General features: G+C 70.0%; 19 protein-coding genes. 9 read left to right on the forward strand and 10 right to left on the reverse strand.

The features are described from left to right. The first annotated feature begins 491 nt into the window (after positions 1–491). Positions 492–1595, forward strand: coding sequence for an AI-2E family transporter (locus tag AB0J58_RS02990; protein WP_364209412.1), 1104 nt, complete (start codon positions 492–494; stop codon positions 1593–1595). A gap of 4 nt (positions 1596–1599) precedes the next feature. After that, the gene (locus AB0J58_RS02995) at positions 1600–2313 is read left to right on the forward strand and encodes an AraC family transcriptional regulator (protein WP_364209415.1); all 714 of its coding nucleotides are present in this window, start codon (positions 1600–1602) and stop codon (positions 2311–2313) included. Between the two features lie 6 nt (positions 2314–2319). Here the strand turns inward: AB0J58_RS02995 and AB0J58_RS03000 are convergent, their stop codons facing one another. The 8 genes from AB0J58_RS03000 to AB0J58_RS03035 form a co-directional block, all read right to left on the reverse strand. Next, entirely contained in the window at positions 2320–3972 is a 1653-nt protein-coding gene (locus tag AB0J58_RS03000; protein ID WP_364209419.1) for an AMP-binding protein, read from the reverse strand. A gap of 181 nt (positions 3973–4153) precedes the next feature. Next, positions 4154–5542: a hypothetical protein gene (locus AB0J58_RS03005; RefSeq protein WP_364209422.1), complete on the reverse strand. Its 1389-nt coding sequence runs from the start codon at positions 5540–5542 to the stop codon at positions 4154–4156. A 177-nt stretch (positions 5543–5719) separates the two neighbouring features. Then, entirely contained in the window at positions 5720–7753 is a 2034-nt protein-coding gene (locus tag AB0J58_RS03010; protein WP_364209425.1) for a glycosyl hydrolase family 18 protein, read from the reverse strand. Further along, complete coding sequence (locus tag AB0J58_RS03015) at positions 7750–9420, reverse strand: carbohydrate binding domain-containing protein (protein WP_364209428.1); 1671 nt, start codon at positions 9418–9420, stop codon at positions 7750–7752. Before AB0J58_RS03015 ends, AB0J58_RS03010 begins: the two co-directional genes overlap by 4 nt. An 89-nt stretch (positions 9421–9509) precedes the next feature. Beyond that, positions 9510–11069: a cellulose binding domain-containing protein gene (locus tag AB0J58_RS03020; protein ID WP_343981431.1), complete on the reverse strand. Its 1560-nt coding sequence runs from the start codon at positions 11067–11069 to the stop codon at positions 9510–9512. A gap of 31 nt (positions 11070–11100) precedes the next feature. Further along, positions 11101–12936, reverse strand: coding sequence for a cellulose binding domain-containing protein (locus tag AB0J58_RS03025; RefSeq protein WP_364209431.1), 1836 nt, complete (start codon positions 12934–12936; stop codon positions 11101–11103). 684 nt (positions 12937–13620) lie between these two features. After that, entirely contained in the window at positions 13621–14748 is a 1128-nt protein-coding gene (locus tag AB0J58_RS03030; RefSeq protein WP_364209434.1) for a putative sulfate exporter family transporter, read from the reverse strand. Further along, positions 14748–14882 carry a hypothetical protein gene (locus AB0J58_RS03035; RefSeq protein WP_364209437.1) on the reverse strand — a complete coding sequence of 45 codons (135 nt, stop codon included), beginning with the start codon at positions 14880–14882 and terminating at the stop codon, positions 14748–14750. The genes AB0J58_RS03030 and AB0J58_RS03035 overlap by 1 nt, the downstream gene beginning before the upstream one ends. A gap of 177 nt (positions 14883–15059) precedes the next feature. On the opposite strand from AB0J58_RS03035, the gene leuE reads away from it, so the two are divergent. Further along, positions 15060–15713 (forward strand): leucine efflux protein LeuE, encoded by a 654-nt coding sequence (leuE, locus tag AB0J58_RS03040; protein WP_364209440.1) that lies wholly within the window; start codon positions 15060–15062, stop codon positions 15711–15713. Here the strand turns inward: leuE and AB0J58_RS03045 are convergent. Then, positions 15694–16041, reverse strand: coding sequence for a luciferase family protein (locus tag AB0J58_RS03045; protein ID WP_343982436.1), 348 nt, complete (start codon positions 16039–16041; stop codon positions 15694–15696). The genes leuE and AB0J58_RS03045 overlap by 20 nt on opposite strands. Before the next feature lie 295 nt (positions 16042–16336). Between AB0J58_RS03045 and AB0J58_RS03050 the strand changes: the two genes are divergently transcribed. From AB0J58_RS03050 to AB0J58_RS03060, 3 genes are all read left to right on the forward strand, one after another. Beyond that, on the forward strand, positions 16337–16981 hold the full coding sequence (locus AB0J58_RS03050) for a VC0807 family protein (protein ID WP_364209443.1): 645 nt from the start codon (positions 16337–16339) through the stop codon (positions 16979–16981). An 18-nt stretch (positions 16982–16999) separates the two neighbouring features. After that, positions 17000–17506, forward strand: a complete 507-nt coding sequence (locus AB0J58_RS03055) for a TspO/MBR family protein (RefSeq protein WP_364209446.1) — start codon at positions 17000–17002, stop codon at positions 17504–17506. 240 nt (positions 17507–17746) lie between these two features. Then, positions 17747–18394, forward strand: coding sequence for a DedA family protein (locus AB0J58_RS03060; protein WP_364209449.1), 648 nt, complete (start codon positions 17747–17749; stop codon positions 18392–18394). On the opposite strand, the gene AB0J58_RS03065 is transcribed toward AB0J58_RS03060, so the two are convergent. Then, entirely contained in the window at positions 18389–18790 is a 402-nt protein-coding gene (locus tag AB0J58_RS03065) for a lipocalin-like domain-containing protein (RefSeq protein ID WP_364209452.1), read from the reverse strand. The two genes, AB0J58_RS03060 and AB0J58_RS03065, sit on opposite strands and share 6 nt — an antisense overlap. Positions 18791–19000: 210 nt before the next feature. Between AB0J58_RS03065 and AB0J58_RS03070 the strand changes: the two genes are divergently transcribed. From AB0J58_RS03070 to AB0J58_RS03080, 3 genes are all read left to right on the forward strand, one after another. Continuing rightward, positions 19001–19843: a DMT family transporter gene (locus AB0J58_RS03070; protein ID WP_364209455.1), complete on the forward strand. Its 843-nt coding sequence runs from the start codon at positions 19001–19003 to the stop codon at positions 19841–19843. After that, positions 19840–21078: a glycosyltransferase gene (locus tag AB0J58_RS03075; protein WP_364209458.1), complete on the forward strand. Its 1239-nt coding sequence runs from the start codon at positions 19840–19842 to the stop codon at positions 21076–21078. Before AB0J58_RS03070 ends, AB0J58_RS03075 begins: the two co-directional genes overlap by 4 nt. A 156-nt stretch (positions 21079–21234) precedes the next feature. Continuing rightward, positions 21235–21960, forward strand: coding sequence for a DUF998 domain-containing protein (locus AB0J58_RS03080; RefSeq protein WP_364209461.1), 726 nt, complete (start codon positions 21235–21237; stop codon positions 21958–21960). Positions 21961–22065 lie beyond the last annotated feature (105 nt).

Genomic DNA, 22065 nt, shown 5'->3' on the forward strand with positions numbered 1-22065 from the left:
AGGAATCCGTCCCCCACCCCGTAAATGAGGCGGGTTGGACAGGGTTGTGCTTCATGCACTGGCTTTTAACACACTGTTGAGTTCTCAAGAAACGGGCGCGTACTCCGTTGTCCGTGGGCCCGCGTTCGCGGTGTCCCGGACTTCGGGGCGTTCCATTCCGTGTCACCATCTTATCAGATTTGCCGGGTTTGTGTCAACTTGCCGGTTTTCCGACCATCGACTCGAACCCGCCGAATCCGCTAGGATTGCGACCACCCTGTCTCCAGGGCAACCCCTCTAACTTACTCCAACATCCGGTCGATGTCCAATCGGATCCCGGCGTGACGCATGCGCCCCGACGAGGGAGATGATCAGAAGGGTGGTCCCGAGGCTTTGGCGATCTCCGCCGACCCCCTCGGGCCTGTGAACTCTATGTACGCCGCCGGGTCCCGTCAAATCGAAGCGCGTGCCCCGTGGAGACGTGTTTCCCGCTCGCTGGGTAGAGATCAGACATGACGGACCAGAGAGTGTTGCCCAGGACGCTCGTCATGCTTCTCTGCGCCGCGAGTGCGGTGATCGTCCTGGGGGGGATCAGGGCGGTCGGCTCGATCGTTGGGCCGGCGCTGCTGGCATTGATCCTGATCCTGGCGGTCTCCCCGGTCAGAACCTGGCTCCACCGGCACGGCGCTCCCGGGTGGGTACTGGTGGCCATCCCCCTGGCGATCGTGCTGCTGGTGCTCCTGGGCATGGTGGCGACCCTGACGCTCGCCATCGCACAACTGGCCGCTCTCATCCCCACCTATGACAAGCAGTTCCAGCAGCTCGTTCTGCAGGCACAGGAACTGGCGGCGAGGATCGGCATCGGCACGCAGCAGATAAACGAGGCGATCAACTCCTTCTATCCCGGCAAGGTCTTCACGATCGCACAGGAATTCCTCGGCGGGCTGGTGGGCGCGTTCTCCGGCATCGTTCTCGTCGTCGTCCTGCTCCTGGCCATGTGCCTGGACGCGCAGGCCTTCTCCCGGATTCTCGCCCTGGGGGCGGCGCGCAGGCCCCTGCTCATCGGCGCGCTCCACGACTTCGCCCACCGGACCCGTCGTTATCTTGTGGTGTCGACAGGGTTCGGGTTGGTCTGCTCCGCGTTGGACGTGGCCGCGCTCTGGTTTCTCGGCGTGCCGCTCCCCCTCCTCTGGGGCGTGCTGGCACTGATCACCAACTACATCCCCAACATCGGCTTCGTCCTGGGCCTGATACCGCCAGCCCTGCTCGGTCTCCTGTCGGGCGGCTTCAAAACCATGGTCTTCGTGATCGTCGCCTACGTGTTGATCAATTTCGTGGTGCAGTCGCTGATCCAGCCCAAGTACCTCGGTGACGCCGTCGGGCTGTCCACGACCCTGACCTTCATCTCGCTCATCCTGTGGACGTTCCTGCTCGGCCCGCTGGGCGCGCTGCTGGCCATCCCGCTCAGCCTGCTGACCCGCACGTTGCTGATCGACAGCGATCCGGACGGCGAGTGGGCCGCCGCCCTCGTCTCGGGGAATGTGCCAGGCGAGGAGCGACCGGCGGCGGAGGGCTCGGAGAAGAACGGAGGAGGAGGCAAGCCGCCCGTAACCTGAGACCATGTATCGCGAGTGGGCTCCGGACTCCCTCGTCGCCGGGCGGGTGGCCTGCGTGTGGAGCAACGAGGCGACCACCGTCACGACCATGGGCACGCCCCAGCTGGTCGTGCCCGACGGCTGTGTGGACCTGGTCTGGGGGCCGGGAGGAGCGCAGGTCGCGGGTCCCGACACCGGCCCGAAAACCGTGTGGATGTCGCCGGGCGACCGCTACGTCGGGATCAGGTTCAGTCCCGGCGCGGCGGGCGGGGTGTTCGGCGTGCCGCTCGACAGCCTGCGCGACCTGCGGGTGCCGCTGTCCGAGCTGGAATCGCTCAGGGAGCTGTCCGAGCTGACCCCTCTCACGGGAGTCACCGACGCCGTACAACGGGTTCTGGCCCTACGAATGCGCACGACGCCCGGGCCCGATCCCGCCGCGTCGGCGATCGCCGAGGCACTGCTGGCGGGGCGGAGCGTCAGGGAGGTGGCCTGGGATCTGGGGCTCGGCGAGCGGCAGCTCCTGCGCCGGTGCCTGCGAGCCTTCGGGTACGGCCCGAAGACGTTGCAGCGGGTGGTCAGGTTCCAGCGGGCGCTGCGGCTGGCCAGGCGCGGCATCGCGGCGGCCGAGGTCGCCGCGGCCAGCGGATACGCCGACCAGGCTCACATGGCGAACGAGGTACGGCGGCTGGCGGGAGTCCCCCTGGGCCGGCTGATCGGACGGTCCGCCGACGGGTACTGACGGGCGCTAGGGAAGCAGCCGGGCACGGCCGAAGTCGACGAACCTGGCACGCAGTGCCGAGCACGCCTCCTCGGTCAGCGGAACGTAGGCGAGGTCGCGTCCCGGCCGCCACCACACCGGGTCGGCGCACTCCCACAGTTGGCGCCGCAGAGCGCTCTTGTCCACCTTGTTGGTGGCGGTGAGCGGCATCTCCGGTGTCAGCCGTACGAAGCGGGGGGCCCATTTGGTGCCGAGGTCGGGCTGGGCGTTGAGGAACGCGGCGAATCCGGCGGGTTCGAAGTCGTCGTCGAGTTCCAGCGCGGCCATGACCTGGTCGCCGGTGCGCGGGTCGGGCACCGCGTAGACGGCGCACATGACCGTGCCCGGGTAGCGGGCGAGGATGCGTTCGACGGGGGCGGCGGCGAAGTTCTCGCTGTCCACCCGGAGCCGGTCGGCGTCCCTGCCCGCGAAGTAGAAGTATCCGGCGCTGTCGCGGTAGGCGAGGTCGCCGCTCCAGTACCAGCCGTCGCGGAGCCGCTGGGCGTCCGCCTCGGCGTTGTTGTAGTAGCCCTCGAAGGAGGCGTCGCGCCGGACGATCTCGCCGATCGCCTCGTGTCCGTTGACCAGCCCGCCGCTGTCGTCGAAGCGGGCCCGCGGACACTCACGGCCGGTGGCGGGGTCGTGGACGGCGACATCCATCCCCCGCTGCGGCAGGCCGAGCGCGTCGGCCGGGGTTCCGGCAACCTTGCTGATCGCGATCGCCCCCTCGGAGGAGCCGTACCCCTCGATGATCCGGGCGCCGAACCGCCGGGCGAACTCGGTCAGGTCGCGGGAGGATGCCTCGGTCCCGAAGGCGGCCCGCAGCGGGTTGCGGGAGTCGTCGTCGCGTTCGGGAGTGGCCAGGATGTACGCGAGGGCGCGGCCGACGTAGTTGAAGTAGGTGACGCCGTACCTGCGGATGTCGGTGAGGAACTCCGAGGCGCTGAAGCGGCGGCGCATCGCCACCGTCGCGCCCACGCCGGTGGCCATCGCCAGGTTGGCCATGACCGCGTTGCCGTGGAAGAGCGGCATCGCGAGGTAGGTCACCGACTCCCGGTCGATCCCGAACTGGCCTCCCCTGTCCACTATGGCCGCCAGTCGCCCCTGGCCGCAGATCACCGCCTTCGGTGAGCCGGTCGATCCCGAGGTGAAGAGCAGCAGCAACGCCTCCTCGGGCCGCGGCGGCTTCTCGGCGTCGAGTGCCGCCCTCGCCTCGGTGCCGGTGCGGCGGGCCAGCAGCGCGCGGTAGCCGTCGGTGTCGGCGAGCAGGACCCGGCCGGGTGGCAGCCCGAGGTCGAGACCGTCGAGCAGGGCGGAGCGCGGGGTGTCGGTGACGACGAGGCGGCAGTCGGTGTGCCGGATGTCCGCGGCGAGTTCCGCACCGCGCCGGGTGGGGTTGATGCCGACCAGGGTCGCGCCCGAGAGGGCCGCGGCGAAGATCCAGAAGACGTACTCGGGAACGTTCTCCAGCAGGACGCCGAGGTGGAACGGGCGGCCCGGCTCCCGCATGTCCAGGGCCAGTGCCGCCCGCAGCTCCGCCTCGCGGACGATCCGCGCCCAGCTGTAGCTCTCGTCCTCGAAGCGCAGGCCGGGATGTTCGTCACCGGCCCGCGCCCGGACCAGGTCCGCGAATGTCACCACACCCGGATCTTGAGCAAGTGCTTGGTCAAAGTCAAGTCGCGCCGGGGACTCGGACGATCTCCGGCGCCACCGCTCCGCCGCCCACCCGGCTCCGGCCGCCGGCCGAGGCGATCGGGAGCACCAGGACCTCCTCCGTGATGGGCCGAAAGCAGGTGGCGACGCCCGTCACGGCGGTGACAGGTCAGGTGGAGGCCGGGACGGACCGCAGGGGCGGCGGTTCCTCGGGAGCGTCAGACGCTTTGAAGACGCGGCGCGCCCATGGCATCGCGAGCACCAGGATCGGCAGGAGCACGATGGAGCCCTGGGACCAGAAGACATGGAGACTCCGCCAGGTGGCGGAGTCGAACTGGGTCATGTAGAGGTAGCCGTACGCGGCCCAGAAGGACACGCCGATGATGGCCGGCCAGGCGAAACGGGCCGGACGGGCGACCAGGAACGGCATGAACCACAGGAGGTACTGCGCGCCGAGCCGGGGAGTGGCGACCATGAAGGCGATCAGCAGCGCCGTGGTGAGATCGATCGGGTCTGCGCGGCGCCACAGGAAGGCGGTCACCAGCAGGGTGACGTAGACCAGACGGGTGCCGAAGGTGGCGATCGCCTGGTTCAGATCGTTGACGCCGTTCATGAGGATGGCGCTGTAACCCCACTGGCCGACGATCGGGCGGACGTCCTGGATCACTCGGATGACCTCGGGGATCTGGCTCAGCGAGGTACCGGCGAAGATCGGCAGGGTGACCAGGAAGAAGACCGGCGCGATGCCGGTGGCCACGAACGCCACGACGCGGGCGCGGACGGTGGGCAGCAGCAGGAGCATGCCGGGGATGAGCCAGATCGGCCAGCTCTTGGCGCAGAGCGCCAGGCCCATCAGCAGCCCCGCGAACAGGGCGCGGCGCAGGGACTGCCGGTCACCGGGGCGAGGGGTGAGCGCTGTGCGCAGAACCGTGCCCGAGGAGCCCGCGGCGTGCCGCACGGCACCGAAGAAGCCTCGGGAGGCGATGTTGTCCCGAACCAGCGCGACCACGTCGGTCGTCATACCTGGCCGGTCGGGGTCGCCGGGCCCCCGGGCGACGACGAAGGCGGCGACGCCGAAGACCAGGGCGACCGGCTCGACCTGGCCGTGCACGGAGGCGACCAGGATGGCCAGCGGGTTGCACGCGTACTGGAAGGCGCGCAACGACGCCTTGGAGCCCCCGGCGAGCTTGCCGACCAGCGGGATCAGCGCGATGTCGGCGACCACGGTGACCAGACGCCCGCCGATCTCCCAGGGGATGCCCAGCCAGAGCAGGAAGCCGTAGACATAGGGGATGGTCGGCAGGAAGTGCCAGCCGCCGTTGCTCCCCAGGACGGGATCCTCACGGTTCAGGACCGCCTCGCCCGCGGGTTTGAAGCTGTTGACGAAGTCGACCGGCTGCCAGGTGTCCATCGCCGAGGTGGTCATGATGAGCACCCTGAAGACGATTCCGACCGCCAGCACGGCCGCCAGTGAGGGCCGCCAGCCCTTCCACTGTGCGACCACGGCGAGCACGACACCTGTGACGAGGACGAACCCCGTGAGAATTGCGTAGTCCATGACGGCCCCTAGCCTGCCGGACCCCGCCGCCGACCGGCCACCCGGTCTCTAAAACGAGACCACTCTGCCAGTCTTCGCCACCCGTGGAATGCGCACGGTCACGATGAGCGACGGCGGCGAACCGCGACGAGGGAACCTCGCCGCCGGAAGTCCGTCTCTCCCGGCGGCGAGGAGTTCTCAGCCCAGCGCGTCGAGATAGGCCCGGTGGCTCCGGGAGAACTCGAAGGCGTTGTACTTGTCCCAGTTGATGGACCAGGTCATCAGGCCGCGGAGGTTCGGGTAGACCCCCCTGGGCCGGTACGGACCGCAGTTGGTCCCCTTCGCCAGGCAGTCAAAGGCCTTCTGGACCTCCGCCACCGTGGTGAAGCCGTTGCCCGCGTACGCGGCGGCGGGCAGGCCGATGGCGACCTGCTCCTGGCGTAGCGCGGGGAAGACGTTGGCCGGGTTGCCGGCGATCGGGAAGCCCGCGAGCAGCATGTCGGTCATGGCGACGTGGAAGTCGTGGGTGCCCATGGTGTGGTACTGGTTGTCCAGCCCGGTGATCGGCCCGGAGTTGTAGTCCTGGACGTGCAGCAGGGTCAGGTCGTCGCGCATCGCGTGGATGACCGGGAGGTAGGAGGCGGCCCGCCGGTCGGCGGAGCCGTTCGGTCCCGGGCCGTAGAACTGGTAGCCCAGCTGGACGAAGAACGTCTCGGGGGCCATGGTCAGTACGAACCGGGCTCCGTACCTGGCCTTGAGGGTCTTCAGCGCGGAGATCAGGTTGACGATGACCGGGGTGGTGGGTGCGGACAGGTTGGTGTCGCCGCTGTCGAGGTAGAGGGAGTGGCCTTCGAAGTCGATGTCCAGCCCGTCCAGGCCGTACTTGTCGATGATGGCGCTCACCGACTGGACGAACTTGTCCCGCGCGGCCGTGGTGCTCAGCTGGACCTGGCCGTTCTGGCCGCCGATCGAGATCAGCACCTTCTTGCCGAGTGCCTGCTTGGCCCGGATTCCGGCGATGAACTCCGCCTCGGACTCGACGTTGGGGCACTCGGCGACCGGGCACTGGGTGAAGCGGATGTCCCCCGAGGTCACCGAGGTGGGCTCGCCGAAGGACAGGTTGATGACGTTCCACTCATTGGGGACGTCGGCCATCCGGATGTAGCCGGAGCCGTTGGCGAAGGAGGCGTGCAGGTAACCGACCAGCACCCGCTTGGGCAGGCCGCCGGGGGGTGGCGTGTTGGTGACGGTCACGGAGACCGCGCCGGACTTCGCCGACTCCCCCGAGGCGTTGGTCGCGCTCACCTGGTAGCCGTGGGTACCCGCCCCGGGAGCCTCGGAGAAGGCGGTCCCGGTGGCGGTGCCGACCTTGGTGCCGTTGCGGTAGACGTTGTAACCGGTCGCCCCCGAAGAGGCACTCCAGCTCAGCGAGACGCTGGCGCCGCTGACGGTGGCGGCCAGCCCCGACGGTACGGGCGGGGGCGGCGGCTGGTCGTTGCCGACCGTCACGGAGACCGCGCCGGACTTCGCCGACTCCCCCGAGGCGTTGGTCGCGCTCACCTGGTAGCCGTGGGTACCCGCCCCGGGAGCCTCGGAGAAGGCGGTCCCGGTGGCGGTGCCGACCTTGGTGCCGTTGCGGTAGACGTTGTAACCGGTCGCCCCCGAAGAGGCACTCCAGCTCAGCGACGCGGTGGTGACGTTGCCGGTGCCGGTGAGCCCGGTGGGCGTGGCGGGGGGCTGCCCCTGGCCCGGCTGACCGTCCAGGACGAAGTCGTCGGCCTGGTAGGTGCCCTGGCCGTACCAGCCGTTGACGTAGATCGTCACCGAGGTGGTGGCGGCGCCGGTGGTGAACGAGGTGGACAGCTGGGCGTAGGACGACGGCGAGGACACCCAGGTGCTGGGGTCGGTCCCGCCGGTGCCGGTCGCGCCGAGGAAGACGTAGCCGCCCCTGACCCAGGCCGACAGGGTGTAGGCCGAGGACGGCCTGACGCTGACCGTCTGCTGGCAGCGGGCGGTGTCGTTGCCGGCCGGCGTGGCCTGCAGCGCCTTCGTGCCGCCGTGCACCGGCGAGGACACCGCCGCGGCCCCCGAGGAGGCCGTGCAGGTCCAGCCGGTCAGCCCGTTCTCGAATCCGGGGTTGGCCGCGATGTTCGCGGCGTGGGCAGGCGGCGCGGCGAGCGTCGTCCCGCCCAGTGCCAGTACGGCGATCGCCGCGAGTTTCCTGAACCTCATCCGGTGAACCCCTTGAAGATGTTGGTGAACTCCCAGGCCGACTGGGAGATGCCGCTGCAGGTCGGCGAGACCTGGCCGCTCGGGCAGCCGCCGTTGTCGCGGGCGCTGGACCAGAAGCCGATGAAGCCGACGTGGTTGGCGTTGGCCCAGGTGAGCAGCTTGCGGGCGTCGGCCTGGGTGGTGGTCGTCCCGGTGTCGTTCTTACCGATCATCGGGGTGAGGCCCAGCAGCTTCTTGAGCTGGGCGTCGGTCTTGGCGGGCCAGACGGTTCTCATCTGGGCGAGGGTCGCCTGCGCGGCGGTGACCATCGCGTCGCCCCAGTTGCCGGTATAGCCGAAGTTCATCAGCATGGGGTTCACGATCACGTTGAGGCCCTTGGCCGCGGCGTCTTGAAGGATCGACAGTGAGAACGGGTCGACGCCGTAGTCCTGGCCCTGGATGCGCAGCGTGTAGCTGATCACGGTGCCGCGTTCGGCCTGGAGCTGCTTGAGCGCGGTGTTGACCTTGGCCGCGTCGATCGAGGCCTCGACGTCGACGTCGAGGTGGTTGGTGCCGACCGTGTCGAGCACCTTCTTGTAGGCGGCGACCAGCGCGGCGGAGGTGCCGCAGACATGCTCCAGGTACGGTCCCATCGCGCCGCCGGTCGCCACGATGACCTGGCCGCCCTGGGCCTGGAGCGCCCTGACGTCGTTGACGATCCGGGAGTCGTTGATCGGGATGGTGCCGCCCCAGGCCGGGTTGCATCCGCTGCTGTCGCCGAGGGCGAAGGCGAGGGTGTAGTTCTTCACCCCGGTCGCCGCCGCCGCGTTCACCAGGGAGGGCGTGGGCATGGTGATGTCGATGTAGGGGGCGTAGCGGATCTCGCCGCCGGCCGGTGGGCCGGTGTCGCGGCTGGTCTGGCCGCTTGCCGAGGAGGTGTAGGCCGAGCAGTTGCCCGCGCCGTCGCAGGCCCGCACGCGGAAGCCGTAGGCGGTGTCGGGGCTCAGCCCGGTCGCGGTGTAGCCGGTGCCGGAACCCGCGTCGACGGGTGCGCCGCCGTCGCGGGAGACCTCGTAGCGGGCCACGGTGCCGGAGTCGTCGGTGGAGGCCGACCAGCCCAGGGTCAGTGAGTTCGCGGTCGGGCCGCCCACGGTGAGGTTCCCCGGCACGGTCGGCGGGGTGGTGTCGTTGGGCGTGCCGGTTCCCGGCGGGCCGTCGAGGACGACGTCGTCGGCCTGGTAGACGCCCTGGCCGTACCAGCCGCTGATGTGGATCGTCACCGAGGTGGTCGAGGCGCCCGTGGTGAAGGTGCGCGTGAGCTGGGTGTATGCCGACGGGGAGGAGGCCCAGGTGCTGGTGTCGGTCGTTCCGGTGCCGCTCACCCCCAGGAAGACGTAGCCGCCGCGCACCCAGGCCGACAGCGAGTAGGACGAGGACGGTTTGACGCTGACGGTCTGCTGGCAGCGTGCCTGATCCGAGCCCTGGGGGGTGGCCTGCAGGGCCTTGGTCCCGCCGTGTACGGGAGAGGAGACGGCCGTCGCGCCCGAGGAGGCCGTGCAGGTCCAGCCGGTCAGCCCGTTCTCGAAGCCCGGGTTCGTGGCGATGTTGGCCGCGTGGGCCGGTGTCGTGGCGAGCATCGTCCCGCCGAGCGCCAGCACGGCGGCCGCGGCGAGTTTCCTGAGGTGCATCCGATTTACCCCGCAAGGATTTCTAGGAGGGTGTCGTGGGGGTACGGCCCGCGCCCCGGACGGGGTGCGGGCCGTACGGATCGCTCGGTTCAGAAGCCGGCGGTGACGCGGGTGAAGTCCCAGTCGCTCTGGGCGATGCCGCTGCAGTTGGAGACCACACCGCCGCCGGGGCAGGGACGGTCGCGGTTGACCGCCCAGTAGGCGAAGCGGGTCAGGCCCTTGGACTTGGCCCAGTCGCGGATCTGGGTCCAGGCCGCCACCGTGGTCAGCTCCTGCTGGTCGGACAGGCCGTTCATGCCGGAGATGCCCATCCGGGCGTACGCCTGCGCGTCGGTCCAGCCGTTGGCCGCCTTCAGCGCGTTCTTCAGGCCCTCGGAGGCGTTGACGGTGTCGGTGTAGATGTTGGAGGCGCCGAAGTCGAACGGCATGATCGTGTAGTTGTCGATCGGCACGGCCAGCGCCTTGGCCTGGTTGATCAGGCGGATGCCGTGGGAGTTCGGGCCGGTGACGGTGGTGCCGAAGGTGACGACGACCTTGACGTTGGGGTTGTTCTGCTTGACGATCTTCAGGCCGTTGAGGATGCGGTCCTGGACCGTGTAGTTCTCGAACTCGTCGGTGTTCTCGATGTCGAAGTCGACGACCGCCGGGCCGACGGCGTTGATGACCTGCTGCACCGCTCCGGCGAAGGCGGCCGGGGTGGAGCAGTTCGGGCCGAGCTTGTTGCCCTGCCAGCCGCCGAAGGAGATCTGGACGCTGCCGCCCGCGGCCTTGATCTGGTTGATCGCGGTCTGGTCGGCGCCGCCGGTCAGCGGCCGGTTACCGTCCCAGGCGGGGGTGCAGCCGCCGCTGGACAGGATGAACGCCATGGTGAAGGACTTCACGCCGGTGGCGCTCATGACCGTCGCGGGGTTCGGCGGGTTGCCCCAGCCCATGTAGAGGTACGGGGCTCCGGGCATCTTGCCGACCGGGTCGGGGTTGGTGCAGCCGGTGGTGGTGGCGCTCACCGCGCCGCTGGCGGCCGACTCGCCCTGGGCGTTGTAGGCCTTGACGGTGTAGGTGTGCGAGGTGCAGGTGCCGAGCGAGCCGATGGTGGCGCTGGTCCCGGTGACCTGGGCGCGCTGGGTGCCGCCCTCGTAGACGCGGTAACCGGTGACGGTGCCGCTGGAGGCGCCCCAGGACAGCGAGATCGAGGAGTTGGTGGTACCGGTGACCGACGGCGTGCCGGGCGTGCCCGGGGTTCCGGGGGTGCTGCCGCCGCCGCAGGCCGCGCCGTTGAGCGTGCAGTTGGACGGGGTGATGCCGCCGGGGCTGCCGTTGAAGCCGAAGCTCGCGGTCGCGCCGGGCGCCAGGGTGCCGTTCCAGCCGACGTTGGTGAAGGTGAAACGCTGCCCGCTCCGGCTCAGCGACGCGTCCCAGAAGGCACCGATGTTGGCACCGGAGGGCAGGTCGAAGGCGACCGACCAGCCGTTGATCGTGGTGGTACCGCCGTTGGTGATCGTGTACTTGCCCTCGAAGCCGGTGCCCCAGTCGGAGACCTTGGTGAAGACGGCGGTGGGGGATGCCGCGAAGGCCGGGGTCGCGACCGTTGACAGGCCGAGTGACATGCCGAGCGCGGCCAGAACCGCGGTCAGCGTTCGTCGAATTCTCATGCTTCTTCCTCGATTGGGGGATGTCGGGGGCTTAGGGCAGGGTCGCGAGGTGCGGCTTGACGGTCCTGGAGAAGTTCCAGCCGTTACTGGCGTCCCAGTTGATGGACCAGGTCATCGCGCCACGGATCCCGGGGTAGGCGCGCGGCGGCACGAAGCCGCCGCAGCCGGTCCTGGTGGCCAGGCAGGTCAGGGCCTGGTTGACCAGTGCGGGGGCGACGATCCCGCCGCCCGCCGCGCCCGGTCCCGCGGGCAGGCCGAGCGCCACCTGGTCGGGGCGGAGGCCGTTCTCCAGCTGGATGCAGGCCAGCGCGGTCATGAAGTTGACGGTGCCCTGCGAGTAGGCGGCCATCTGGTCGCAGCCGAGCATGGAGCCGGAGTTGTAGTACTGGGTGTGGACGACGGTGAGGATGTCCTTGATGTTCAGCGCCAGCTTGAAGTACTCGGCGCCGGTGGACTGCATGTCGATGGTCTGCGGCGCCATCGTGATGATCAGGTTCGCGCCGGCCTTGGCCCGCAGCGCACGGAGCGCCTGGCCCATGTAGGTGGCGTTGAGGCCGTTCTCCAGGTCGATGTCGACGCCGTCGAAGCCGTAGTTCTGCATCAGGGCGTGGACGGTGTCGGCGAACTTGGTCGCGGCGGCGGCGCTCGCCACCTGTACCCGACCGGCCTCGCCGCCGACCGAGAGGATGACCTTCTTGCCGCGGGAGTGGAGGGTCTGCACGTCGGTCTTGAACTGGGCGTCGGTGTAGCCGCCGAGGGAGGCCGACAGGCCCGGGTCCACACCGAAGACGACCTCGCCCGGGGTGGCGGTGGCCTCGCCGAAGGAGACCGCGACCAGGTCGTACTCGTTGGGCACCGCCGACAGCCGCAGCTCGACCGCCGCGTTGTCGAAGTTGTGCCAGTACCCGGTGAGGAAGTGCTTGGGCAGCGGGCCCGTGGTGCAACCGGTGGTGGTGGCGGTGGCCGGGTCGCTCTTCGGCCCCTCACCCGCGGAGTTGTACGCCGCCACCGTGTAGGTGTGCGCCTCGCACACCCCCAACCCCGACACCGTCGCACTCGTCCCGGTCACCGTCGCCCTGACCGACGACCCCTCGTACACCCGGTAACCGGTCACCGAACCCGACGACGCACCCCACGACAACGCCACACTGTTCGCCCCGCCCGTCGCCGACACCGCACCCGGCTTACCGGGGACGCCCGTGGTGCAACCGGTGGTGGTGGCGGTGGCCGGGTCGCTCTTCGGCCCCTCACCCGCGGAGTTGTACGCCGCCACCGTGTAGGTGTGCGCCTCGCACACCCCCAACCCCGACACCGTCGCACTCGTCCCGGTCACCGTCGCCCTGACCGACGACCCCTCGTACACCCGGTAACCGGTCACCGAACCCGACGACGCACCCCACGACAACGCCACACTGTTCGCCCCGCCCGTCGCCGACACCGCACCCGGCTTACCGGGGACGGCGGTACCGGTGTCACCGCCGCAGGCCGCGCCGTTGAGCGTGCAGTTGGACGGGGTGATGCCGCCGGGGCTGCCGTTGAAGCCGAAGCTCGCGGTCGCGCCGGGCGCCAGGGTGCCGTTCCAGCCGACGTTGGTGAAGGTGAAACGCTGCCCGCTCCGGCTCAGCGACGCGTCCCAAAAGGCACCGATGTTGGCACCGGAGGGCAGGTCGAAGGCGACCGACCAGCCGTTGATCGTGGTGGTACCGCCGTTGGTGATCGTGTACTTGCCCTCGAAGCCGGTGCCCCAGTCGGAGACCTTGGTGAAGACGGCGGTGGGGGATGCGGCCTGGGCGGGTAGTGCGACCGTCATCGCCAGGACGAGGGCCGCCAGGGCGACGAGAGAACGAGCGATGGCGCGTAATTTCACGTTTACCTCATGCGTTCTGTGGGGGGTGTGACCGTACGGCCCGCGCCACGCGGGGAGGTGCGCGGGCGCGAACGTGGACGCGAGCCGTACGGCGAGGTGGGCGCGGTCCCGCCGTGGCGAGACCGTTCCGTTGATCAGCGCGGGACGCCGGGGACCGCCGGGCTCATCGAGTCGCGGGCGCCGCCACCGTCGCACGCTCCGGGCGTCGCCGATCGGCGGGTGAGAGTGCGGCGACGGCGGCGCCGGAAGCGGCCGGGACGGGGGCGCCGGGCATGGCCGGGGCGAGGGCGCCGGGCGCGGGCAGGGCGCGGCGAGGGTTTGCAACCGCTGTCAGGACGAGGAGGGGAAAGGTGCGCCGCATGATCGCTCCCATGGACGTGGAACCTGGGGGGTGAGGCGTCCGGACGGTCGGACCTTCGGTTGCGGCGGCTCGCGCCGCCGGGTTTTCGCAGCTCATGATCTGGTCACAGGGGGCGCACGAGCCAAGGGCACCCCCATTCGGCACTTCTTTTAGGAAAGTTTCCTAAGAGTTGTCGTGATCGTAGCCTTGACAGAGTCCTGCCACAAGGCCCAAAAACGTCAATCGCCGCACTGCCGGACAGGAACGTTCCAAAGCCCGGTTCCCCGGCACGGCTTCGGCGTCCGGCACGGCGAACCGCACCGGACGCGCGCCTCACCCGACCCTCAGGTGATGTCGAAACCGCTGAAGAGCAGCAGGGCCAGCCCCAGGGCGACGACCACGTTGATCGCGGTCGCGGCGGCGAAGACCCCCACCGGGCGCCAGCCGGCCTCCCTGAGCGAGGCCACCCGGAACTCCAGGCCGATGCTGACGAAGGCCAGGATCAGGAACCAGACCCGCAGGTCGTTGACCACCCCGATGGTCTCCTTGCCCGCCGCCGCGGTCACCGTGGACAGCCACCAGGTGGCGATCACCGAGGCCGCGACGAAGCCGAGCACGAACTTCGGGAAACGCCGCCAGAACTCTCCCGGCCCCGGGCGCTCCGCGTCGGCACGGCGCTCGATCCGGAAGGCGAAGTAGGCGGTCAGCGCGATGGTCACCACACCGATCAGCGCGTTCTGGGTGACCTTCACGATGCTCGCCACCGCGAGCGCGTCATCTCCGACGATCGCGCCGGCGGCGGTCACCGCGGCGGTGGTGTCGATATTGCCGCCGATCCACGCCCCCGCCACCTCCGGGCTGAGCCCGAAGACCCCGGCCAGCCAGGGCAGGATGAAGATGGACGGCAGGGCGAAGGCGATCACCAGGCTGGCGCTGTAGGCGAGCTGCTCGCGCCTCGCCTGGACGGCGCCCGCCGCCGCGATGGCCGCGCTCACCCCGCAGATCGACACCGCGGCCGACAGCAGCGCGCGGAGCCTGTCGTCCAGGCCGAGCCTGCCGCCGAGCCACCAGGTGAACAGGAAAACCGCGGTGATCAGCACGATCGCCTGGATGATCGCGGGACCGGCGGCCGTGACGATCACCTTGAGGTTGATCGAGGCGCCCAGCAGGACGAGACCGGTCTTGATGAAGAACTCGGTGCGGAAACCTCCGGCGAGGCGGTCGCGCAGCCCGGTCGCGGTCAGGACCGCGTTTCCCGCCAGTCCCAGGATGATCGCGTACACCGGATACTCGACGGCGGCGCCGATGTCCCCGAGCGCGGTGCCCTCAAGCAGGTCCGGCACGTTCTTGTCCAGGTAGCGGGTGGCCGCGGCCAGCAGCAGGACGACCAGGACGCCGAGCAGCGCCCACCCCCCGCCACTCGCGGAGACGGCCGCGCCGATCTCCACCTTCTCTCGCCTCCCGGCGCTCATCAGGGCACCAGCCCGACGGGGATGACGCCGAGGAGCACCAGCGCCAGGAGCACGAGCCCGACGACCATCGCCGCCCAGTCCTCGTTGATCGCCGTCCGGCCGTCGTCCGCGGTTGGGGGATCTGTCTCGCTCATCTCACGACCTCACTCGTTGTTTCGCGGTACACCCCCCGAGTCATTTCATGTTAAGTCAGTAGGAATTAAAGGTAAACTGGGTGACCTCACTCGCCGACCATCGGACCCACCGGTCGGCAGGCACATCTCCGGCGGTACGGTAGCGAGGCATCCCGTACCGCCCCCTGGAGCACCACCATGTTCTTTGGCATCACCGACATCTGGACCTACGTGGTCGGCGCCTTCTTCATCATCCTGCTGCCCGGCCCGAACTCGCTGTACGTGCTGAGCACCGCCGCCCAGCGCGGGGTACGCCAGGGGTATCGAGGGGTCATGGGGGTCTTCCTCGGCGACACCGTCCTGATGGTGCTCGCCGCGGCGGGGGTCGCATCACTGCTGAAGTCGACGCCGATCCTGTTCAACGTCGTCAAGTACGCCGGGGCGGCCTACCTGGCCTGGATCGGGTTCCAGATGCTGCGGGGGGCCTGGCGCTCACGGCGCTCCCCCGAGGCCGCGCGGGCGACGGCCCCCGAACCGGAGCGGACCGCGGAGAGCCCCTTCCGCAAGGCCCTGGTCATCAGCCTGATGAACCCGAAGGCGATCCTGTTCTTCATCTCGTTCTTCATCCAGTTCGTGGACCCCGCCTACGGCACCCCCGCGCTGTCGTTCCTGATCCTGGGCGCGATCTGCCAGGTGTTCAGCGTGCTCTACCTGTCGGCGCTGATCTTCGGCGGCACGTTCCTGGTCGGCCGGTTCCGGGCTCGCCGCGGCATGTCGACGGCGCTGCGGACGGGCGTGGGCGCGCTCTTCATCGGCTTCGGCGTGCGACTGGCTACCGCGACCCTTGGTTGACCTTGATCGCGACGCTGACCAGCGAGAGGAACAACTCGGCGTCGGCCCGTCCCTCGATGGTCATGGCCACCCACCCGGCGTCCGCGCCCGGAGTGACCCGCCGGCAGTCGGTGAGCACCCGGGCCCACCGATCGATCACGTCGGTGGTGAGGAGCAGTTCCGCGGTGTGATCGCCGGACATTCTGACGATCTCCCGGCCGCCGGAGCGAAATCCCAGCCCCCGGCGGGTGCGTTTCAGCGCCAGGTCGGGCCAGCCGATGAGCTGGGCCGCCACATTCGCGACGCCCTCGGTGGAACGGCGGGACGCGCGCGTGCTCAGCACTGCCATGTCTCCCATGGTCGCGGACCGGACCCAATCGGGAAAGCTTCCGTTTCTCAACCGTTACCGGGCACGTGATCGTCTTCATTAATCGTAATAATTCACACTTCCCCCGCACCCGATTGAGATGGTAATAGGCGGTTTTCACGAGAAGGTGGACCTCGGTCAGATACGGTGAGTGGCCGGTGAACAGCCGGAGACGGCGATCTCCGCGATCGCCCTCGACATGGCCGGCATGTGTACGCCGTGCCGGGGTAGGCGCGAACGTCCAAGCGCCCACCATCGCACCAGCCCGTGGAGCGTCATGAGCCATCAGCCCATCGTCCTCCCCCGCCTCGCCGCCCTGGCCAGACAGGCGGCGCCGAGACTGCTTGAGGGCGTCGTCGCCCCCCTTGCCGTCTTCTACGCCGCGCTGGCCGTCCTCGGCCTGCGGGGCGCGCTGGTCGCCGCGGTCACCTGGGTGTACGCGGGGGTGGGGTGGCGGCTGGTCCGGCGGATTCCGGTGCCCGGGACGATGATCCTCGCCGTCATCGCGATCACCGTCCGGGCGCTGCTGGGGTTCTGGACCGGGAGCGCGGTGCTCTACTTCCTCCAGCCCGAGCTGGGGACGATCTGCATCAGCATGGTCTTCCTCGCCTCGGTCCGGTTCAACCGCCCGCTGGTGCAGCGGCTGACCCTCGACTACATCCACCTGCCGTCGGCGGTGCTGAGACACGAACGGGTCCGCCGGTTCTTCGCCCGCATCACCCTGCTGTGGGCCTTCGTGCTGCTGGCCAACTCCGCGGTGAGCATCTGGCTGCTGCTGCACGAGTCGATCGGCACCTACCTGCTGGTCCGTACCTCGACCGTGGCCGTGATCAGTGGCCTGGCCGTGGCCTTCTCGCTGTACGCCTTCCGCCGGGTGCTACGCCGCCTGCACTACGACCCCCTCGCCGCCCCGCCCGCCTGACGGGGCGACCTCCGCGCGATGAACGCGCGAAAAGAGGGCAGGGAGGTTCGCATGGTCATGGATCGGATACCAAAACGTTGGGCCGGGCTTCCGGTGTTCGTCGTCGCGCTCGTGCTGGTGGCGGTGGTGGGGTCACTGGCGGCCGTCAACGCCGGCGGCGAGTACCTGTCACTGGATCGCCCGCCGTGGGCGCCGCCGCAGTGGCTGTTCGGCCCGGCCTGGACGGTGCTGTACATCATGATCGCCCTGTCCGGCTGGCTCGCCTGGTCGGCGCGCGGCCTGACCCCGGCGCTCGGTGTCTACGCGGTCCAGCTGATCCTCAACGCGGCCTGGACACCACTGTTCTTCGGCGCCGGGCAGTACGGCCTGGCGTTCGCGGAGATCGTCGTCCTCTGGCTGGCCATCGTGCTCAACATCGTGCTGTTCTGGCGGATCAGCCGCCCCGCCGCCTGGCTCCTGGTCCCCTACCTGCTCTGGGTGACCTACGCGTCCTCGCTGAATCTCGCCATCTGGCAGCTCAACTGAGCGTTCCCGCTCCGTGCGCGGGCCCCCGCCCCTGTCGCTCCCCGACGAAAGTCGGAGGTGGTCGGGGCCGTTCGGAGGATGTGGCGGGCTGTGCCCGGTTCCCAGGATCGGTGGGACGGATCTCATGGTGATCTCAGGGGCATGACCGGAGACCTCGGGGGTTCTCCCGGATGTCCGGAGATCACCGGGGGGTGCCAGCGTTCCGTACGAGACATCCCCACCCCCTGACTGGAGCCCGGTGTGACACAGGCAATCCTTGACACCCTGCACGACGCGATGGCGTCTCCCTGGATCTATCCGGCGCTGTTCGCGCTGGCGTTACTCGACGGGTTCTTCCCCGTGGTGCCGGCCGAGACGTCCGTCATCACCGCCGGGGTGTTCGCCGCAGCCACCGGCGCGCCCGACCTGCCGCTGATCGTCGCGACGGCCGCGCTGGGCGCGTTCGCGGGTGACCACGTCTCGTACGCCGTCGGGCGCGGCGCCAACAACCGGCTGCGTAACGGCAGGCGCAGCCGCAGGACGTTCGCCTGGGCGGAGCGGGCACTGGCGGAACGGGGCGGGCTGATCCTCGTGGTGGCCCGCTACATCCCGGGCGGCCGTACCGCCTGCACCCTCACCATGGGCGCGGTCGCCTACCCCCGACGCTCGTTCGCCCTCTTCGACGCGGTGGCCGCGCTTTCCTGGGCGCTCTACTCGGGACTGATCGGCTACGTGGGCGGCGCGGCCTTCGAGAACGACCCGGTCAAGGGCCTGCTGCTCGGTCTCGGGATCGCCGTGACGATCACCGCCGCGGTCGAGGTCGTCCGCTACCTGCGCCGGCCTCGGGTCCCGGCGGAGCCGCAGGCGAGCCTGGTCACCTCCGGCGACCGACTCCGGCGACGTTCATGATCGCTTCCAGATCAGGGTGTGCCACCGGCCGTCCTCCTCCGCCGCCAGCACCAGACGGTCGCCGTCGGCGTTCAGCTCGCGGATCTGGACGGTGCCGACGAAGGCCGGGTTGAGCGACAGCTCGACGTCGTGGGCGACGTGCCCGTCGCGGATCTCGTAGCGGCCCGCGTAGGCGAAGAACGAGGTGAACGCCTCGGCCAACGCCTCCGGGGGCGCCTTCCGCGGGCTGACACCGGGTAGCGGGGATCGCCCGGCGCGCGCGATGGTCGCACTCATGTGGCCGTCGGGGGTGTAGCAGAGCAGCCCCACCGCGTCGGCGCCGAAGGGGTGCGAAACCCTTCCTCCGGCACTGACGATCCGCCACTCGACCAGGCGCCAGGCGCCCACGAGATCCATGCCCGCGAAACTATGACAAGAGAAGCCAGCTAGTCAACAGCCCCGATGCGAATCTCGGGGAATTCCCCGAGAAGTCAGGGTTAATCCCGATGGCTCCGGCACCTCCGGCCACGGGACGCTTCCACTGTTCATCGCGAGACCCCCACCGGACGCCTTCCCGAGGCGATCCGGTCATCTCGCCATGGCTTCATCTGGTTGGGAGGAGTGCGCATGACCGTGCTGGCGGCAGGCCTGGCGTTGCTGGGCTCCCTGTTCTTCGCACTCGGCGCCGCGCTGCAGCAGTTCGAGGCGTCGAGCACCTCCCGCGCCGTCCTGAGACACCTTGTCCGCCGCCCCAGGTGGCTGCTCGGTGGCCTGGCCATCGCGGCGGGCACGGCCCTGCACGTCGTCGCGCTGAAGTACGGCCCGCTCACCGTGGTACAGCCGATGGGCGTGGCCAGCCTGCTGTTCGCCCTGCCCTGCGCCGCCGCGCTGCGACGTCGCAGGCCGCGGCCGGGCGAACTGGCCGCCGCCGCGGTGATCTCGATCGGGTTGATCGGCCTGGTGCTGGTCGTGCCCGACCAGGGCGGCGACCCGCACCTCGGCACCGGGGAGGCGGTGGCCCTGCTCGCGGGGGCGGCCGCCGCCTCCCTGGCGCTGTGGACCGCCGCCAGGCAGGCCTCCCCCGCCGCGAGAGCCTGCCTGCTCGCCATGGGCGCGGGCGTGCTGTACGGCGCGACCGCCACGCTCACCCGGGTCCTGGTCGACGGGGGCGGGGAGTTCTGGTTCCTGCTCGCCGTCCCGATGCCCGCTCTGATCGCACTGGCCCTGCTCCAGCGCGCCTACGCCGTCGGCCACTTCGGCGTCGCCTTCGCCGCCCTCCAGGTGTCCGACCCCCTCACCGCCGTCGTCTTCGGCGCCCTCCTGCTCGGTGAACCACTGCCGACCGGCGTGGCGGCGGTGCTCACCGCACTGGCGGCGGCGGCGCTCACCGCCGCCGGAACCGTCTCACTGGCCCGCACCACCCCGATGTCCCCATCGCACGACGTGACAGCGCGACGAACAGCACGATGAACGGAGTCCTGATGGCCATGCCGTCCGCCACCACCCTGCCGATCCCCGCGCGGGTCCCCGCCGCCCTTCCCACCCGGCCTCGCCGGGTGCTGATCGCCACCGACACCTACCCGCCGGACGTGAACGGCGCCGCCTACTTCACGCACCGGCTGGCCCGGGGCCTGGCCGAGCGGGACAACGAGGTCCACGTGGTGTGCGCCTCGGCCTTGGGGCCGGCCGGGACCGAGCGGGTGGAGGGGGTGACCGTGCACCGGCTGCGCTCGGCGCCGGTGCTGGTCCACCCGACCATGCGCGTCTCGGTGCCGACCCGGCTGGACCGGCTCATCGACGAGATCTCCCCCGACGTGGTCCACACCCAGGGGCACTTCGTCGTCGGCCGCGCGGCGATCTCCGCCTCCCGGCGTGCCGGCATCCCCGTCGTGGCGACCAACCACTTCATGCCGGACAACCTCTTCCAGTTCGCGCACATCCCCGAACGGCTCCGCACCAGGGCGGGCGCGCTGGCCTGGAAGGACTTCAACCGGGTCTTCTCCCGGGCGGACCGGGTCACCACACCCACCAGAATCGCGGCGGGACTGCTCACCGCGAAGGGCTTCGGCCCGCCGGTGGAGCCCGTCTCCTGCGGCATCGACCTGGCGAGGTTCCAGCCGCGTGCCGAGCCGAAGGCGTGGGCGCGCGGGGCCTTCGGCCTGCCCGACCGGGACACCATCCTGTTCGTCGGCCGACTGGACGAGGAGAAGCGGCTGGACGAGCTCATCCGTGCCCTGCCGCACGTGCTCAACAACGCCGACGCGCAGATCGCGCTGGTCGGCACCGGCGGGCAACGGGCCGCACTGGCCCGGCTGGCCGACCGGATCGGAGTCGGCGACCGGGTGACCTTCCTCGGTTTCGTGCCGGACGAGGCGCTGCCCCAGGCGTACGCCGCCGCCGACGTCTTCGCCATGCCGGGCGTCGCGGAGTTGCAGAGCATCGCCACGCTGGAGGCCATGGCCACCGGCCTGCCGGTCGTCGCCGCCGACGCGATGGCCCTGCCGCACCTGGTACGGCCCGGCGAGAACGGTGGCCTGTTCTCACCGGGCGATGTCCAGGAACTGGCGCGGCACCTGAGTACCCTGCTCGCCTCACCGGGACTGCGTGCCTCGATGGGCACCGCGAGCCGCGCCATCGCGCTGACCCACGACCACCAGGCCTCCCTGGCCAGGTTCGAGGCGATCTACCGGGAGGTGGCGCGGTGATACCCCGGGGCGGGACGCCGGGCTCCGCGGTGATCTACCAGGACATGGCGCGGTGAACTCCGGGGCGAAACACCGGAGGCGATGCAATGAACCCCGAGACGATTCACCGGGAGGCGGGGCGATGGACTCCACAGCGATTCACCGAAAGGCCGCACGATGAACAAGGACCTGCCGTCCCGGCTGCCGGGTGTGGCCGGGCCGCTGCTCGCCCTGGCCGCGATGGGCTACGCGCACCTGGCCTCGGCGGACGCGGTGAGCCCCTGGAGCGGCCTGGTCAGCGAGTACGCGCTGCGCGTTGACAGTGCCTGGGCGATGACCGGCGGCACGATCGCCCTGGCCATGGGCTGCCTCTGGGTCGCGTACCTGCTGGCCAGGGTGGACCCGGTGCGCGGCGCCGCGGCACGCGCGCTGTTCGTCGCCTCGGCGCTGGGACTCCTGCTCACCGCCACGTTCCCCACCGACGCGGCGCCCGGTGTCACCTCGATCGGCGGGGAGATCCACCGCTGGTCGGCGGCCGTCGTCTTCACCGCACTGCCCTGCGCGGGGTGGATGCTCGGCCGCCGGTCCGGGAGCCGGGCACTGGCGGGGGCCGCTGTCGCCTCCGTGGTGCTGCTGGCCTGGTTCCTGGCCGCCCACCCGGGCTCGCTGGTCTCGGATCTGATCGGCGGCCCCGACCACTACGGCCTGGCGCAGCGTCTGCTGCTGCTCTCCGAGATGACGCTGGTCCTCCTCGCCGCCCTGCGGTCAGGCCACCGGGTCGGCGAAGGCGCGACCGGTCGCCTCGGCCACCGGTGGCCCGGGAGCGACCGGGGTGTGACGGTTCCCATCCAGCCCGGCCCGAACGACGCCCGGCGCCCTCACCAGCCGATAGGTCGCCTCTGACGACGAGGCCGCCCCCTCCGCTCGCTTACCGGCGAGCGAATGAGACGTGTCACACGTACCCGGCAAGGCCTTACCTACGCTAACGTAGGTTACGGTTGCGTAGTC

It is taken from the genome of Streptosporangium sp. NPDC049644 (assembly GCF_040675205.1).
GTDB classification, from domain to species: Bacteria; Actinomycetota; Actinomycetes; order Streptosporangiales; family Streptosporangiaceae; genus Streptosporangium; species Streptosporangium fukuiense.